General features: G+C 67.4%; 17 protein-coding genes. 8 read left to right on the forward strand and 9 right to left on the reverse strand.

From position 1 onward, the window contains the following. Nucleotides 1-7 precede the first annotated feature (7 nt). Nucleotides 8-523, forward strand: coding sequence for a 3-hydroxyacyl-[acyl-carrier-protein] dehydratase FabA (gene fabA, locus ABH900_RS15560; RefSeq protein ID WP_429624030.1), 516 nt, complete (start codon nucleotides 8-10; stop codon nucleotides 521-523). Then, on the forward strand, nucleotides 523-1,731 hold the full coding sequence (gene fabB, locus ABH900_RS15565; protein WP_429624032.1) for a beta-ketoacyl-ACP synthase I: 1,209 nt from the start codon (nucleotides 523-525) through the stop codon (nucleotides 1,729-1,731). Before fabA ends, fabB begins: the two co-directional genes overlap by 1 nt. A gap of 39 nt (nucleotides 1,732-1,770) precedes the next feature. Here the strand turns inward: fabB and ABH900_RS15570 are convergent, their stop codons facing one another. The 3 genes from ABH900_RS15570 to ABH900_RS15580 are packed head-to-tail and all read right to left on the reverse strand — an operon-like array spanning nucleotide 1,771 to nucleotide 4,213. Further along, on the reverse strand, nucleotides 1,771-2,454 hold the full coding sequence (locus tag ABH900_RS15570; RefSeq protein ID WP_429624034.1) for an HAD family hydrolase: 684 nt from the start codon (nucleotides 2,452-2,454) through the stop codon (nucleotides 1,771-1,773). After that, a complete protein-coding gene (locus ABH900_RS15575; RefSeq protein ID WP_429624035.1) occupies nucleotides 2,451-3,152 on the reverse strand; it encodes a pseudouridine synthase in 702 nt (233 codons plus the stop codon). Before ABH900_RS15575 ends, ABH900_RS15570 begins: the two co-directional genes overlap by 4 nt. Then, nucleotides 3,149-4,213, reverse strand: a complete 1,065-nt coding sequence (locus ABH900_RS15580) for a class I SAM-dependent methyltransferase (protein ID WP_429624037.1) — start codon at nucleotides 4,211-4,213, stop codon at nucleotides 3,149-3,151. Before ABH900_RS15580 ends, ABH900_RS15575 begins: the two co-directional genes overlap by 4 nt. Before the next feature lie 158 nt (nucleotides 4,214-4,371). On the opposite strand from ABH900_RS15580, the gene ABH900_RS15585 reads away from it, so the two are divergent. Next, complete coding sequence (locus ABH900_RS15585; RefSeq protein WP_005407925.1) at nucleotides 4,372-4,635, forward strand: hypothetical protein; 264 nt, start codon at nucleotides 4,372-4,374, stop codon at nucleotides 4,633-4,635. 110 nt (nucleotides 4,636-4,745) lie between these two features. On the opposite strand, the gene ABH900_RS15590 is transcribed toward ABH900_RS15585, so the two are convergent. Both ABH900_RS15590 and ABH900_RS15595 read right to left on the reverse strand, forming a co-directional pair. Beyond that, entirely contained in the window at nucleotides 4,746-5,036 is a 291-nt protein-coding gene (locus ABH900_RS15590) for a DUF3247 family protein (protein ID WP_429624039.1), read from the reverse strand. A gap of 43 nt (nucleotides 5,037-5,079) precedes the next feature. Next, the gene (locus ABH900_RS15595) at nucleotides 5,080-7,068 is read right to left on the reverse strand and encodes a PAS domain-containing hybrid sensor histidine kinase/response regulator (protein ID WP_429624040.1); all 1,989 of its coding nucleotides are present in this window, start codon (nucleotides 7,066-7,068) and stop codon (nucleotides 5,080-5,082) included. A gap of 242 nt (nucleotides 7,069-7,310) precedes the next feature. Between ABH900_RS15595 and ABH900_RS15600 the strand changes: the two genes are divergently transcribed. After that, entirely contained in the window at nucleotides 7,311-7,877 is a 567-nt protein-coding gene (locus ABH900_RS15600; protein WP_429624042.1) for a DUF3016 domain-containing protein, read from the forward strand. 106 nt (nucleotides 7,878-7,983) lie between these two features. Here ABH900_RS15600 and alr read toward each other — a convergent pair whose 3' ends face one another. Together alr and ABH900_RS15610 are read right to left on the reverse strand one after the other, a co-directional pair. Beyond that, on the reverse strand, nucleotides 7,984-9,054 hold the full coding sequence (gene alr / locus ABH900_RS15605; RefSeq protein ID WP_429624044.1) for an alanine racemase: 1,071 nt from the start codon (nucleotides 9,052-9,054) through the stop codon (nucleotides 7,984-7,986). After that, nucleotides 9,033-10,337 (reverse strand): D-amino acid dehydrogenase, encoded by a 1,305-nt coding sequence (locus ABH900_RS15610; RefSeq protein WP_429624045.1) that lies wholly within the window; start codon nucleotides 10,335-10,337, stop codon nucleotides 9,033-9,035. Before ABH900_RS15610 ends, alr begins: the two co-directional genes overlap by 22 nt. A 149-nt stretch (nucleotides 10,338-10,486) precedes the next feature. Between ABH900_RS15610 and ABH900_RS15615 the strand changes: the two genes are divergently transcribed. Then, nucleotides 10,487-10,966: a winged helix-turn-helix transcriptional regulator gene (locus ABH900_RS15615; protein ID WP_429624047.1), complete on the forward strand. Its 480-nt coding sequence runs from the start codon at nucleotides 10,487-10,489 to the stop codon at nucleotides 10,964-10,966. A 102-nt stretch (nucleotides 10,967-11,068) separates the two neighbouring features. On the opposite strand, the gene ABH900_RS15620 is transcribed toward ABH900_RS15615, so the two are convergent. Further along, nucleotides 11,069-11,227: a lana protein gene (locus ABH900_RS15620; RefSeq protein WP_133933693.1), complete on the reverse strand. Its 159-nt coding sequence runs from the start codon at nucleotides 11,225-11,227 to the stop codon at nucleotides 11,069-11,071. Nucleotides 11,228-11,368: 141 nt separating this feature from the next. After that, complete coding sequence (locus ABH900_RS15625; RefSeq protein ID WP_429624049.1) at nucleotides 11,369-11,740, reverse strand: classical arabinogalactan protein 4; 372 nt, start codon at nucleotides 11,738-11,740, stop codon at nucleotides 11,369-11,371. Between the two features lie 140 nt (nucleotides 11,741-11,880). On the opposite strand from ABH900_RS15625, the gene msrB reads away from it, so the two are divergent. From msrB to motB, 3 genes are all read left to right on the forward strand, one after another. Next, nucleotides 11,881-12,348, forward strand: coding sequence for a peptide-methionine (R)-S-oxide reductase MsrB (msrB, locus tag ABH900_RS15630; RefSeq protein ID WP_005415117.1), 468 nt, complete (start codon nucleotides 11,881-11,883; stop codon nucleotides 12,346-12,348). A gap of 91 nt (nucleotides 12,349-12,439) precedes the next feature. Then, nucleotides 12,440-13,294, forward strand: coding sequence for a flagellar motor stator protein MotA (motA, locus tag ABH900_RS15635; protein ID WP_008264562.1), 855 nt, complete (start codon nucleotides 12,440-12,442; stop codon nucleotides 13,292-13,294). Nucleotides 13,295-13,297: 3 nt separating this feature from the next. Continuing rightward, entirely contained in the window at nucleotides 13,298-14,236 is a 939-nt protein-coding gene (gene motB, locus ABH900_RS15640; RefSeq protein WP_429624051.1) for a flagellar motor protein MotB, read from the forward strand. The last annotated feature ends 111 nt before the right edge of the window (nucleotides 14,237-14,347 follow it).

The following is a 14,347-nucleotide window of genomic DNA, read 5'->3' on the forward strand; positions in this document are numbered from 1 at the left end:
GTGCTTCATGACCCGTCTCCACGCGTTCAACCGCGAACAGCTGCTGGCCAGCGCACGCGGTGAACTGTTCGGCAGCGCTGCCGGCCGTTTGCCCAACGATCCGATGCTGATGTTCGACCGCATCACTGAAATCCGCGAGGACGGCGGACCGCATGGCAAAGGCATGGTACGCGCCGAGCTGGATATCCGCCCGGACCTTTGGTTCTTCGGCTGCCACTTCATCGGCGACCCGGTGATGCCCGGCTGCCTGGGCCTGGATGCTATGTGGCAGCTGACCGGCTTCTTCCTGACCTGGCTGGGCGCCCCCGGCAAGGGCCGTGCGCTGGGCTGTGGCGAGGTGAAGTTCACCGGCCAGGTACTGCCGGACGCCAAGCTCGTGCGCTACGAGATCGACATCAGCCGGGTGATCAACCGCAAACTGGTGATGGCCCAGTCGGATGCCCGCATGTACGTGGATGATCGCGAAATCTACAACGCGCGCGACCTGCGCGTCGGCCTGTTCACTGAAACCGGGAGTTTCTGATGCGTCGCGTCGTCATCACCGGCATGGGCATCACGTCCTGCCTCGGCAATGATCTGGACACCGTTTCGGCCGCGCTGCGCGAAGGCCGCTCGGGCATCACCTCGCTGGCTGACCACACCGAAGCCGGCCTGCGCAGCCAGGTCGGTGGCCGTGTCGACCTCGACCTGGACGCATTGATCGATCGCAAGCAGAAGCGCTTCATGAGCGATGCGGCCGCCTTTGCCTACCTGTCCATGCGCGATGCCATCGCCGATGCCGGACTCAGCCCCGAGCAGGTCAGCAACCTGCGTACCGGCCTGATCGCCGGTTCCGGTGGCGGCTCCAGCGAATGGCAGATCGGTGCCGTCGACCTGCTGCGCGAACGTGGCGTGCGCAAGGTCGGCCCGTACATGGTGCCTCGCACGATGTGCTCGACGGTCTCGGCCTGCCTGGCCACCGCCTACCAGATCAAGGGCGTCAGCTACTCGCTGTCGGCCGCCTGCGCGACCTCGGCCCACTGCATCGGCGCGGCCGCGGACATGATCCGCCATGGCGCACAGGACATCATGTTCGCCGGTGGCGGCGAAGACCTGCACTGGTCGATGAGCGTGATGTTCGATGCGATGGGTGCACTGTCGACCAGCTTCAACGACACCCCGGCCAGTGCCTCGCGTCCCTACGACAAGGACCGCGATGGCTTCGTCATCGCCGGTGGCGGCGGCATGCTGGTGCTGGAGGATTACGACCACGCCGTCGCACGCGGTGCGCATATCCATGCCGAACTGATCGGCTATGGCGTGACCTCCGATGGCGCCGACATGGTCGCCCCGTCCGGTGAAGGCGCGGTGCGCTGCATGAAGATGGCACTGCAGGGCGTCGATCGCCCGCTGGACTATCTCAACACCCACGGCACCTCGACCCCGCTGGGCGACGTCACCGAGCTCAATGCGATCCGCGAAGTGTTCGGCGATGCCGTGCCGCCGCTGTCCTCGACCAAGGCACTGTCCGGCCATTCGCTGGGTGCCGCCAGCGTGCACGAGGCGATCTACTGCCTGCTGATGATGCGCGATGGGTTCGTGGCCGGTTCGGCCAACATCGGCGAACTGGACCCGAAGGTGGCCGACTTCCCGATCCTGCGCGAAAGCCGAGAGCAGACGCTGGATACGGTGATGTCCAACAGCTTCGGTTTCGGCGGTACCAACGCCGCACTGGTGTTCGGGCGGGTCTGATGGGGCCAGGTGTGCCGACCAACGGTCGGCACCTACCGGTTACTTCGGCAGCAACGGCAGCAGCAGCGCGTGCGCGTCCACCAGCGAACCGACGATGCGGTGGCCGAGTGCGCGCAGTTCCTCATCCGGATGCACCAGGTCCGGCACCTGGATCACGGTCATGCCGGCCGCCAGTGCAGCCCGCGTACCGGCGGGTGAATCTTCCAGCGCCAGGCAGCGCTGCGGTGCCTGGCCCAGCCGCTGCGCGGCCAGCAGGTAGATGTCCGGTGCAGGCTTCGGCCGCGCCACATCGCCACTGGTGATCACTGCATCGAAGTACGGCAGCAGGCCAGCGGCGGCCAGCTTGCGGTTGGCGCGCGGCTGCCGCGTGGTGGTCGCCACCGCGCGCGGGACCGCATGCGCCTTCAGCAGTTCCAGCAGCTCCAGGATGCCCGGCCGCAGTGGCAGGCCGGTCTGCGTGCGCGCTTCGTACAACTCATGACAGCGTGCCGCCACCGCCTCGATCACGCTGTCCTCGATGCCCTGCGCGTGCAGCAACGCGTGCGTATCGCGGTCACCGAGGCCGACCATGCGCAGGAACACCGCATCATCCAGGCCCAGGCCGAATTCATCGGCGGCCTCGCTCCAGCAGGCCAGCGAGACCCGCTCGCTGTCGATCATCAGGCCGTCCATGTCGAAGATGACGGCGTCGGGGAGGAACGGCAGCGCAGCGATGGCAGTCATGGAGCGAACAGCGTATCCAGGTCGGTGGAAGTGAGCTGTCGCCATTGCCCCTCGTCCAATCCCTGCAGGTCCAGCCCGCCGACGCGGCTGCGATGCAGGGCCTGCACGTGGTTGCCGGCGGCGGCGAACATGCGGCGTACCTGATGGTAACGGCCTTCGTGCAGCACCAGCCGTGCATGACGCGCATCCAGCACGTCGAGTTCAGCCGGCAGCAGGGGCGTCTTCTCGGACTCCAGCATCAGCGTGCCGCTGGCGAACAACGCCACCTCATCACCGCGCAGATCGTCGCTCAGTTCCACTTCGTAGACCTTGGGCAGCTTCGATTTCGGCGAGATGACCCGATGCAGCAGGCCGCCGTCGTCTGTCAGCAGCAGCAGGCCACTGGTCTCGCGGTCCAGGCGGCCGACGGTGGACAGCACCGGGTCGCGGTCGCGGAAGCGAGGTGGCAGCAGGTCGTAGATCAGGCGGCCGGTGTCCTTGGTCGAACAGGTGTAGCCGGCCGGCTTGTGCAGTGCGATCGACAGCCCCACCGGCGGGTCCAGTGGCTCGCCATCGACACGGATGGCTTCGTGCGGCACCTGGTCGTCGGCGTACAGCACCTCGCCCTCGGCATCGGTAACGCGGCCCTCGCGGAACATCCACTGCACCTGCTTGCGGCTGCCGTAGCCCAGGTTGGCGATGTGCTTGACCAGCTTCACTTGCCCTTCCCCTTTACTGCCTCGACCAGCTTGAAGCCGTCGCGCTCGGCAATCACGCGCACCGTGCCGAAGCTGTCGTTGAGGGTGTACTCGTACGGCAGGTGGCGGTTGGCCACCACGTACAGGCGCCCGCCCGGGCGCAGCGCCTGCGCGGCCACGGCGATGAAGCGCTGGCCGATGTCCGGGCGGTCGGCCCGCGACGGCGTGTGGAACGGTGGATTGCTGATGATGACGTCGTAGCCCGGCTCGATGCCAGCGGTGACGTCGCGCCACAGGAAGCGCAGCGGCAGCGCGCGTGGCGGCGGCGCCAGGTTCAGTTCGGCCAGCGCCAGCGCACGCTGCTCGGCCTCGTACAGGTCCAGCGCGGTGATCTTCGGGCAGCGCTCGAGCAACTCGCGCGACAGGTAACCGTAGCCGGCACCGAGGTCGGCCGCGCGACCGGCCAGGTCGGCCGGCAGGTGCTCGGCCAGCAGCGCCGAGGCCGGATCGACGCGGTCCCAGGCGAACACGCCCGGACGGCTGAGGAAGCGGCCACCGACGATCGGCCGCACCGCGTCCAGCGCCGACCAGCGCTTGGCGAGGTCGGCGTCATGCTGGCCCTGCATCGGCGCGGTCCAGTACGCGCGGCAATGGTTCTTGGTCAGGCTGCCGCCGAGGCCGGCCAGCTGCTTGAGGTCGCCTTCACCGGAGCGCGCGCCTTCGTTGTTGGACTGGCAGGCGACGATGCGGCCGCCGTCGGCTACCAGCGCCAGCGCGCGGGCGAACAGCGCACGGGCCTCTTCGCGCTGACGCGGCGGCAGCACCAGCACCAGCGGGTAGCGGCCCTTGCCGGCCACGTCATCCAGCTGGCCGCTGACGGTCCAGCCGGCGGCCTGCTGCAGCGGCTCGGCAAACGGGGCGAAGCTCTGTTCGCAGTGCACTTCGCGGTTGCCGGCCGCTTCACGCAGCGGCCAGCCGTCGCGGGCACGCAGGAAGGCCACCGGGCCCTCCGGCCAGCGCAGGGCGCCTTGGGAGAACGGCAGGAGCAGGGTCTGCAGGGGGGCGTCGTCGCTGGAGGCCATCGGCGCGGGTACTTCAAGCGTGAGGGCCGTCCATTGTACCGGCTTGGCCGGGCCGTCCCCGCCAGGCCACTTTGCAAAACCCGAACGGGGCCTTGATGTGCCAGCAACATTGGAACGTTCAGGGTAGAGGCTCCCCCCGGAAACCCAGGAGAACCTGCATGCGAGCCTTGTTCGTCGGTGGCGTGGTCGACAACAGTGAAATGGACCTGGAAGGCAGCCATCCGCCCGTGCATTACCCCGAGGACACCGGCGGCGGCCACTCGCGCTACCGGCTGCACCAGGTCGGCCATGGCGCCGACGGCAGCGTGGCCTATGCGGTGTATGGCGCACCGGACCTGGCCGACGACGAAGTGGCCCGGGTCGCGGAAGAACGCGCCTACGCCCGGCGATTCGAGGCGACGCCGACGTTGTTCGAGCATTGATGGACGGCGACCACGCATGGCGTCGGTGTGATGCATCCATCCACGCATGGCGTGGCGCAGTCCATCAGCAGATCCACGCCACGCGTGGATGGGAGATCGGCAGGTTGCCGTCAGACCCGCGGCGGCAACCTGCGGATGCTGGCGATCTCATCCAGCCAGACGTGATGCTGCTGCACCGGCGTGTCGTAGTCGTCCAGGCGCAACTGGCCGTTGCTGCCTTCATCGCCGGCCTGGTTGCGGTACTGCTGCACGGTCGGCTTCACCGCCACCGTGCCGAGCAGGCGCCGGCCATCGTGCAGGGTCAGTTCCACCTGCGTTTCGCCTTCCAGCTGCGGCAACAGGGCTTCCAGACGCGCGATCTGCGCCGGATCGGTATGGATACGGGGAGCTGTACGGGACATCGGCGACCTCCTGCGTGCAGGGTCGCCGATCACCCGTGAATGCTCAGTGCAGCGCGCTGTCGGCGCGCGGCACCTGCACCTTGCGTACTGCCGCCACCAGCTGCGCCACCGAGTAGGGTTTGGCCACGTGCTCCTGGAAACCCGATGCCAGCGCGCGGCGCCGGTCGTCGGCACGCGCCAGCGCCGTCACGGCTACGGCAGGCAGGGTCGCAGCATCCACGCCCATGTCCTCGCGCAGCGTGCGCACCAGCCCATAGCCATCCATGCCCGGCATGCCGATGTCGGTCAGCATCACCTGATACTGCAGGTGACCGGTGTCGGCCAGCAGCGCCAGCGCTTCACCAGCCGAACTGGCCGCCGACACGCTGGCCCCCTGCTCTTCCAGCATGCGCCGCAGGTACTCCAGCACTTCCGGCTGGTCCTCCACCGCCAGCACGTGCATGCCACGCAGCGGATATGGCTCGACGATCACCGGCTCCAGGATCGGCCCGCTGATCACTTCGCGCAGCGGTCGCCGCTCTGCATCGGGGAGGTACATGGGCAGGCGCACGGTGAACGTGGCGCCATGGCCGTGGCCGTCGCTGGCGGCAGTGACGGTGCCGCCGTGCAGTTCAACCAGCTGCTGCACGATCGCCAGGCCCAGGCCCAGGCCGCCATGGCGGCGGGTGGTGGTGCCATCGGCCTGGCGGAAGCGGCTGAACAGGTGGTTGAGGAATTCCGGCGCGATGCCGTCGCCGGTGTCACGCACGGTAACCACCCAGTGATTGCCGTCGGCCTGCAATGCCAGGTCGATGCGGCCTTCGGCCGGAGTGAACTTGATCGCGTTCGACAACAGGTTCCAGAACACCTGCTGCAGGCGGGTGGCATCGCCCAGCACCAGGCTGGACTGCCCGGGCAGCTGCAGGTGCACGTCCAGTGCCTTGCCTTCGGCCACCAGCTCCTGCGCACCCACCGCCTCGTTGAGGACGTCGCGCAGGTCCAGCACCTCCACTTCCAGCTGCACCTTGCCCAGCAGCATGCTGCTGAGATCGAGCATGTCCGAGATCAGGCGCTTCTGCGCCGCGGCGCTGTTGGCGATCACGTTCAGGCCCTTGAACAGCGGGCTGGTGTTGTCCACGCGCTGCAGCAGCAGTTCACTCCAGCCCAGGATGGTGGTCAGTGGCGTGCGTAGTTCGTGCGACAGCGTGGCCAGGAATTCATCCTTCAACCGTGCCATGTTCTCTGCGGCGCTGCGCGCGGCGCGCTCGGACTGCAGCAACTCCTCGCGGGCCAGCTCGATCTCGCGGCGCTCGGTCACGTCCGGGCTGCTGCCGGCCAGGCCGATGAAGCGCCCCATGCGCGAGAAGCGCGGACGGGCATTCATCTCCAGCCAGCGCCACTGGCCATCGGCCCGTCGCGCACGCACCAGCGCATGCATGGAGCGCTGCGCCTTCAGTGCCTCCTGCAGTTCGTACTCGAACACCGAGGCATCGTCCGGGTGCACCAGGCCACGCCAGACGTCCTCCGGTACACGTGTCTCGTCGCCGCCGAAGAACTCGCTGAAGGCGCTGTTGACGAAGCGGGCGTGACCCCGCTCGTCGAGCACCCAGACCGGCATCGGCAGGCCATCGGCCAACGCGCTGAAACGGGCTTCGCTCTCGCCCAGCTCCACTTCCATCTGCTTGCGCGCGGTGATGTCGAAGAACAGGATGCCGACCTTGTCTTCGCCGGGCCGGCCCACACGCACCGCGTCCACCGCGAACGAGCGGCCCAGCGCACGCGCTTCCATCTCGAACTGCGCCGGGCGGCCGCTGCGGGCCACATCCCCGTAGATGCGGAACCAGTCCTGTTCGTGGCTGGGTTCGAGCGCGGTCATGCGCTGGCCGCGGACATCCTTCAGCCCGGTATGGCGCTCGAAGGCATCGTTGACCTCGATGAAGCGGTAGTCCACCGCGCGGTCACCCTCGAACAGCACCTGGATCACGCAGAAACCGGCGTTGATGCGCTCAAGCACGCCATGATGCAGGTCGGGTTCGGGCGCCGGCACCATCATCGGTGGGCGCTCCACTAGGGGCGGCAGTGTGGACAAGGGCGTCTGGACGGGCCGGATGGAGGCACAGCATCTTCCAAAGAGCGTATTCACAGCGTCAAGCGCCGTCAGTCATGGTTGACGACGATGAATTGGTGGCAACCGCCCTTGCGCACAACGCAACAGGCCATTGCTGTCGCCCCGCCGCAGGATCACACTCGATCCGTGATCAACATCGTCCCCTCGCCGGGACGCAGGAGACCGTCATGAACCGCTCATTGGCCACTGGCCTGCTGCTGGCAGGCGCCCTTGTGGTGGGCAGCGCGAACGCCGCGCCGCGCGCCGTGACCGATCCGGAGGCACCGCGCGCGCTGCAGGCCAACGGCCCGGTCAGCGTGAAGTGGGACGACCCGGCCAAATTCACCGAAATCCGCCAGAGCACCAACCGCTTCGAGGCCGAACGCGGCAACTGGGTGCAGCAGCTGGCCAGCTACGTGCAGACCACGGCGGCCAAGCCACTGCAACCCGGGCAGACCCTGGACGTGACCCTGGTCGACATCAAGCGCGCTGGCGACTATGAACCCTGGCACGGCCCGCGCGGCAGTGACATCCGGATCATGCGCGACATCTATCCACCGCGGATCACCCTGCACTACTCGCTGAAGGACGCCAGCGGCCGCATCGTCGACGAAGGTGAAGCCAAGCTCAGCGATACCGGCTACCTGCACAACCTGGGGCTGAAGAGCGACAGCGACCCGCTGCGCTACGAGAAGCGCCTGATCGACGACTGGGTGAAGCGGGAGCTGACGACCCAGGCCACTGCTGCACGGTAGAGCCCATTGGTAGGCGTCGACCTTGGTCGACACGCATGCACGGCGCCGGCCAGCGGCCGGCACTACCTTCGGATTCCGGTAGTGCCGGCCGCTGGCCGGCAACCCCTCAGTCCTGATAGACGCGTGCCACGCGCTTGACGCCACACGGCAGCTGATAGGCACTTACGCCACAGCGTGGTGCCAGTTCCGCCAGTGTCGGCGCGGTGCCCCACAGCTCCACCACGCTGCCGACCCCGGCCTGCTGATGCGCAGTCAGGTCCACCGTCAGCATGTCCATCGACACCCGGCCGATCAGCCCGCCGGGGCGCCCATCGATCAACACCGGGGTGCCATTGGGCGCGAACTGCGGGTAGCCATCGGCGTAGCCCAGCGCCACTACACCGACACGGGTGCGTGCCTTGGACACGAAGCGGGCGCCATAGCCCACCGGCTCACCGGGCTCGATCCAGCGCTCGGCGATCACCTTGGACTGCATCGTCATCACCGGGCGCAGGCGTTCGGTGAGCCCGCTGTGTTCCGGCAATGGATTGGCGCCGTACAGCATCAGGCCCGGGCGTACCCAGTCGCTGCGCACATCCGGCCAGCCCAGCAGCGCGGGCGAATTGCACACGCTGGTTTCGCCTTCCAGGCCCTCGATGGCATGGGCGAAGGTCGCGGCCTGCTCGTGGGTACGCTCGCTGTCCAGCTCGTCGGCACGCGCCAGGTGGGTCATCAGCACGATGCGCTCGACCTGCGGCAGCGCGGACAAGCGCTGGTGCGCGGCGCGGAAACTGTCCACGTCCAGGCCGAGGCGGTGCATGCCGCTGTCCAGCTTCAGCCACACCGTCAGCGGGCGCGGGCTGTCGAAGGCGGCAAGCGCCTCCAGCTGCCACGGCGAGCCGACCGCGAACCAGAAATCGTGTTCGGCCACCAAGGCCATGTCACTGGGCTCGAAGATGCCTTCCAGCAGCAGGATCGGCGCACGGATGCCGGCTTGGCGCAGCTCCAGCGCTTCTTCGATGGTGGCCACGCCGAAGCCATCGGCCTCGGTTTCCAGGGCTTGTGCACAGCGCACTGCGCCGTGGCCATAGGCATCGGCCTTGATGATCGCCAGGGCCTTGCCACCGCCGAGTTCGCGGGCCAACCGGTAGTTGCTGCGCAGGGCGCCCAGATCGATCAGCGCGCGGGCAGGACGCATGTGCGGTTCTCGTGTTGCGGGGCGTGGCCGTACTGGCCGTAGCGGAAGATATCCAGGCCTTCGGTGCTGATCTGCGGCTGGCGCGCGCTCATCAGATCGGCCAGGTAGCGGCCCGAACCGCAGGCCATGGTCCAGCCCAGCGTGCCGTGGCCGGTGTTGAGATACAGGTTGCGGAACGGCGTGGCGCCGATCACCGGCGTACCGTCCGGCGTGGCCGGACGCAGCCCGGTCCAGAACTGAGCGCGCGACAGGTCACCGCCCTTCGGGTACAGATCACGAACCACCAGCTCCAGGGTCTCGCGACGGCGCGGCGACAGCGACAGGTCGAAGCCGGCCACTTCGGCCATGCCGCCGACACGGATGCGGTCGTCGAAGCGGGTCACCGCCACCTTGTAGCTCTCATCGAGGATGGTCGAGGTCGGTGCCATCGCCGGGTCGGTGATCGGAAGGGTCAGCGAATAGCCCTTCAGCGGGTACACCGGCAGGCGCATGCCCAGCGGGGCGACCAGCGCCGGCGAATAGCTGCCCAGCGCGACCACGAAGCGATCGGCGGTTTCCAGCTTGCCGTCGATGCGCACGCCGGTGATGCGGTCGCCGTCGAACTCAAGCCCAGTGATGTCCTGGTCGAATCGGAACTCGACACCGGCATCGACGCACAGCTGCGCCAGGCGGCGGGTGAACAGCTGGCAATCACCGGTCTGGTCGCGCGGCAGGCGCAGCGCGCCGACCAGGCCATCGACGTGGGCCAGGGCCGGTTCGGCCTGGATGATGCCGGCGCGGTCCAGCACCTCGTACGGCACGCCGTACTGGGCCAGGATCTCGATATCCTGCGCCGAGGCATCCAGCTGCTGCTGGGTGCGGAACAGCTGGGTAGTGCCCAAGTCGCGGCCTTCGAATTCGATGCCGATCTGCGCGCGCAGCTCGTTCAGGCAATCGCGGCTGTACTCGGACATGCGCACCATGCGCGCCTTGTTGATCGCGTAGCGCTCGTGGGTGCAGTTGCGCAGCATCTGCCACAGCCAGCGGTACTGGGCCAGGTCCATGCCCGGGCGGATCGCCAGTGGCGCGTGCTTCTCGAACAGCCAGCCGATCGCCTTCTTCGGCACGCCCGGGGCTGCCCACGGCGAGGTGTAGCCGAACGACAGCTGGCCGGCGTTGGCGAAGCTGGTTTCCAGCGCAGGGCCGGGCTGGCGGTCGATGACCGTGACTTCAAACCCGGCCTGCCGCAGGTACCAGGCACTGGTGGTGCCGATCACGCCGCTGCCGAGAACTAGGACTCGCATGGGACTTCTCCAACCCGATCATTCCCTGCACTGGAGCGTGCCGGGACCATAATTGGGGAAGTATAGACAGCCAATACCAGTTGATTTGCCTGTTTTGAAATCAACCGGCAGGATGTTCTCCTGCAATTCATTCCCCAAGGTTGACGGCCATGGCCACCCGTACCCGCGAACTGGACAAGATCGACCGCAAGATCCTGCGCATCCTGCAGGCCGAGGGCCGGATGTCCTTCACCGAACTGGGTGAACGGGTCGGCCTGTCGACCACTCCCTGCACCGAGCGTGTGCGACGGCTGGAACGCGAGGGTGTGATCACCGGCTACCACGCCCATCTGGACCCGGCCGCGGTGAAAGCCAGCCTGCTGGTGTTCGTGGAAATCAGCCTGGCCTACAAGTCCGGTGACATTTTCGAAGAGTTCCGCCGCGCCGCGCTGAAACTGCCCAACGTGCTGGAGTGCCACCTGGTGTCGGGCGACTTCGATTACCTGCTGAAGGCGCGGATCAGCGAAATGGCCTCCTATCGCAAGCTGCTCGGCAGCACCCTGCTGACGCTGCCGCATGTACGTGAGTCGAAGAGCTACATCGTCATGGAAGAGGTGAAAGAGACGCTGACCCTGCCGGTCCCGGATTGAAGCGGGGCCGTCCGATGGGGCCAGAGCCCGCTGTGCGGGATCCGACCCCGATGCCGTGGTGAGGGGTCAGATCCCGCACAGCGGGCTCTGACCCCGGCTCTGTCAGCGCTGCTGCGGGTGCTTCTGCGAGCGCTGCTCCTGCTGCTTGCCACCCTTGTGCGGCTGCTGCTGATCCATCTGTTGTTGCTGTTGTTGCTGTTGCTGCTGCGGGTTGCGGCCCTGCGGTTCCTTGCCGGGATGACGGTTCTGCTGGTTTTTCATGATCGCGATCCAGTGGACAAAGGAGAAGCGGCGGCGGAATGCCGGCGCAGGGCCACGGTGGTCCCGGAACGGTTAATCGCAGGCGAAAAAGTGGTGAGCGCCCGCAGGCTGTTTTCGGCAGTTCAGGTACACCGCCCGGCGCTACCGGATCTGCTGGCCGCTGCCCTGCGGCACGCTGTCGTAATAGCGGCCGGTGCGCGAGTCGAATACGCGGTTGGGGCCTGCCGGGCGCACGCCCGGGATGATGCGGCCGTTGCGGTCATACACCTTGTCCGACGGATTCAAGGCCGGCGCCGGCGCAACCTGGGCCGGGCCGGTGGACTTGATCGGCTGCACCGGCTGCGGCGAGGGCAGCACCTGCGGCTGCGGGCGCGCCGGCTGCGGAGGCGGTGCCACCGAGGCGGGCGCCACGGTGGTGGCACTGCGGGTGGCGGTCGGGTCGGCCGTTGGCACCTGCGCCAGCGCCAGCGCAGGCAGCAGGGCGATCAACAGGAGGGGAAGGCACGGTTTCATGGCACGCTCCGGCATGGATCGCATTCACCATGCGCCTGCGCCCGTGTGCTGCCCATGAACGGCCATCACACTTGCAAGGCGCCGCCGGCACCCCCACGTTTGCCCGCATCCCCAGGCCATCGACCCCACGGAGAGCCGGCATGACTGCCTTCGACCTGACGCCCCCCACTGCCACCCAGACCGAGGCGCTGATCGCCGGCCTCAGCAGCGAGGAACGCCGCGTGCTGCTGCAGCACGGCACCGAGGCACCGTTCTGCGGCGTGTTCCTGGACAACAAGCGTGAGGGCGTCTACTGCTGCCGGCTGTGTGCGCTGCCGCTGTTCCGCTCCAGCACCAAGTTCGATTCCGGCACCGGCTGGCCCAGCTTCTTCGCCCCGTTCGATCCGGCGCACGTGCGCGAGATCCGCGATACCAGCCACGGCATGGTCCGCACCGAGATCACCTGCGCGCGCTGCGGCAGCCACCTGGGCCACGTGTTCCCGGACGGCCCGCCGCCGACCTACGAGCGCCACTGCCTGAACTCCGTCTCACTTTCGTTCACGGGTAACGGCGAGCCATGGCCCGATCCGCTGCAGCGTGGCGGCGCAGAAAGCGGCGTGGCGGGCTGAAATACCCCGCTGACGGATTTCACAGAATTCCCTCTTCAGAAAACCAGGTGACGGGCCGACAAGGAGATATCCCCGCTCCTTGCGTCGCGCCATGCTCATCATCGTTGGATTCCTGGTCGTCATCATCAGCGTGCTGGGCGGCTACCTCGGCGCACATGGACGGCTGGGGGCGCTGTGGCAGCCTTACGAGCTGGTCATCATCGGCGGTGCCGCGCTGGGTGCGTTCCTGGTCGGCACCCCGGCCAAGACCGTAAAGCAGACCCTGCAGGCGATGGTGGGCGTGTTCAAGGGCCCACGCTACAAGCAGCAGGACTACATCGATGTGCTCAGCCTGCTCTACGAACTGCTCAACAAGGCGCGCCGCGAAGGCTTCATGGCGCTGGAAGACCATGTCGAGCGCCCGGCCGAGAGCGCGCTGTTCGGCAACTACCCCAAGGTGCAGGCCGACCACCACCTGATCGACTTCATCACCGACTGCCTGCGCCTGATGATCGGCAGCAACATCGAGCCGCACGAGCTGGAGCCGTTGCTGGAACTGGAGCTGGAAAAGCACCACGCCGAGGCCATGGCACCGTCGCAGGTGCTGACCAAGGTCGCCGACGGACTGCCCGGTTTCGGCATCGTCGCGGCGGTGCTGGGCATCGTCATCACCATGGGATCGATCGGCGGCGACATCGTCGAAGTGGGTGGCCACGTGGCCGGCGCGCTGGTGGGTACTTTCCTCGGCATCCTGCTGGGCTACGGCTTCGTCGGCCCGATGGCGGCGGCAATGGAAGCCCGCGCCGAGCAGGATAGCCGCATCTATGAGTCGGTGAAGACCGCCCTGCTGGCCTGCCTGCGCGGCTACAACCCGAAGATCGCGCTGGAATTCGCCCGCAAGACGCTGCCGTCGAACGTGCGCCCGGCCTTCTCCGATTTCGAGCAGCACCTGAAGACGGTCAAGTAAGCCATGGCCGAGACCAAGCCCACCGTCATCGTCCGCCGGGTCAAGAAGGCCGGCCACGCCGCCCACCACGGCGGCTCGTGGAAGGTCGCCTACGCCGACTTCGTGACCGCGATGATGGCCTTTTTCCTGGTGCTGTGGCTGATGGCCAGCACCAGCAAACCCGAGCGTGCGGCCATTTCCGAGTACTTCCGCAATCCCAGCCCGCTGAGCGGGCAGAGTGCCACCCCGGCGCCGGGCATGGCCGGCCCGGGCGGCGCCAGCACCTCGATGATCAAGCTCGGCGGTGCCACCGACATCTCCCGCGGCAACAGCAACGATCCCTTCCAGAACCAGAAGGAAGCCGTACCGCAGCCGATGGACCAGCAGCAGCGCGACAAGCAGCAGCTGGAGCAGCTGATGAAGGAGCTGCAGGAGGCGATCAGCAAGAGCCAGGCACTGGAACCGTTCAAGGACCAGCTGCTGCTGGACCTGACCCCGGAGGGCCTGCGCATCCAGATCGTGGACAAGCAGAACCGGCCGATGTTCGATCTCGGCAGTGCCACGCTGAAGCCGTACACGCAGCAGATCCTGCATGAGCTGGCCAATTACCTGAACCACGTGCCGAACCGGATCAGCCTGACGGGCCACACCGACATCACCGCCTATTCTGCCGCGCGTGGCTATGGCAACTGGGAGCTGAGCGCTGACCGCGCCAACGCCGCACGGCGTGCGCTGGTCGACGGCGGCCTGGACGACAGCAAGATCACCCGCGTGGTCGGCCTGTCCTCGTCGGTGCTGTTCGACAAGGCCGACCCGCAGAACCCGATCAACCGCCGCATCAGCATCGTGGTGATGACCCAGGCCGCCGAAGCGGCCGCCCTGGCCGGGGCCGGCCCGCAGGTCGGGCTGTCAGCACCGACGGCCGACCCGGACGTGCAGGCCGCGCAGGGGCCGGCAAAATAATCTGTGGGTGCGGACTTTGGTCCGCACATCCGGGAAAGCGTGCGGACCAAGGTCCGCACCCACCAGGGGCATCACCCGACGCACCCGCTACAATGGCGGTCTTTCCGTTTT

The sequence above is a fragment of the Stenotrophomonas sp. AN71 genome, assembly GCF_050435725.1.
Taxonomy (GTDB): Bacteria; Pseudomonadota; Gammaproteobacteria; order Xanthomonadales; family Xanthomonadaceae; genus Stenotrophomonas.

Coding starts and splice junctions, on each gene's coding strand:
- fabA (WP_429624030.1), top strand. CDS start 8: ATGACCCGTCTCCACGCGTTCAACCGCGAACAGCTGCTGGCCAGCGCA.
- fabB (WP_429624032.1), top strand. CDS start 523: ATGCGTCGCGTCGTCATCACCGGCATGGGCATCACGTCCTGCCTCGGC.
- ABH900_RS15570 (WP_429624034.1), bottom strand. CDS start 2,454: ATGACTGCCATCGCTGCGCTGCCGTTCCTCCCCGACGCCGTCATCTTC.
- ABH900_RS15580 (WP_429624037.1), bottom strand. CDS start 4,213: ATGGCCTCCAGCGACGACGCCCCCCTGCAGACCCTGCTCCTGCCGTTC.
- ABH900_RS15585 (WP_005407925.1), top strand. CDS start 4,372: ATGCGAGCCTTGTTCGTCGGTGGCGTGGTCGACAACAGTGAAATGGAC.
- ABH900_RS15590 (WP_429624039.1), bottom strand. CDS start 5,036: ATGTCCCGTACAGCTCCCCGTATCCATACCGATCCGGCGCAGATCGCG.
- ABH900_RS15595 (WP_429624040.1), bottom strand. CDS start 7,068: ATGATGGTGCCGGCGCCCGAACCCGACCTGCATCATGGCGTGCTTGAG.
- ABH900_RS15600 (WP_429624042.1), top strand. CDS start 7,311: ATGAACCGCTCATTGGCCACTGGCCTGCTGCTGGCAGGCGCCCTTGTG.
- alr (WP_429624044.1), bottom strand. CDS start 9,054: ATGCGTCCTGCCCGCGCGCTGATCGATCTGGGCGCCCTGCGCAGCAAC.
- ABH900_RS15610 (WP_429624045.1), bottom strand. CDS start 10,337: ATGCGAGTCCTAGTTCTCGGCAGCGGCGTGATCGGCACCACCAGTGCC.
- ABH900_RS15615 (WP_429624047.1), top strand. CDS start 10,487: ATGGCCACCCGTACCCGCGAACTGGACAAGATCGACCGCAAGATCCTG.
- ABH900_RS15620 (WP_133933693.1), bottom strand. CDS start 11,227: ATGAAAAACCAGCAGAACCGTCATCCCGGCAAGGAACCGCAGGGCCGC.
- ABH900_RS15625 (WP_429624049.1), bottom strand. CDS start 11,740: ATGAAACCGTGCCTTCCCCTCCTGTTGATCGCCCTGCTGCCTGCGCTG.
- msrB (WP_005415117.1), top strand. CDS start 11,881: ATGACTGCCTTCGACCTGACGCCCCCCACTGCCACCCAGACCGAGGCG.
- motA (WP_008264562.1), top strand. CDS start 12,440: ATGCTCATCATCGTTGGATTCCTGGTCGTCATCATCAGCGTGCTGGGC.
- motB (WP_429624051.1), top strand. CDS start 13,298: ATGGCCGAGACCAAGCCCACCGTCATCGTCCGCCGGGTCAAGAAGGCC.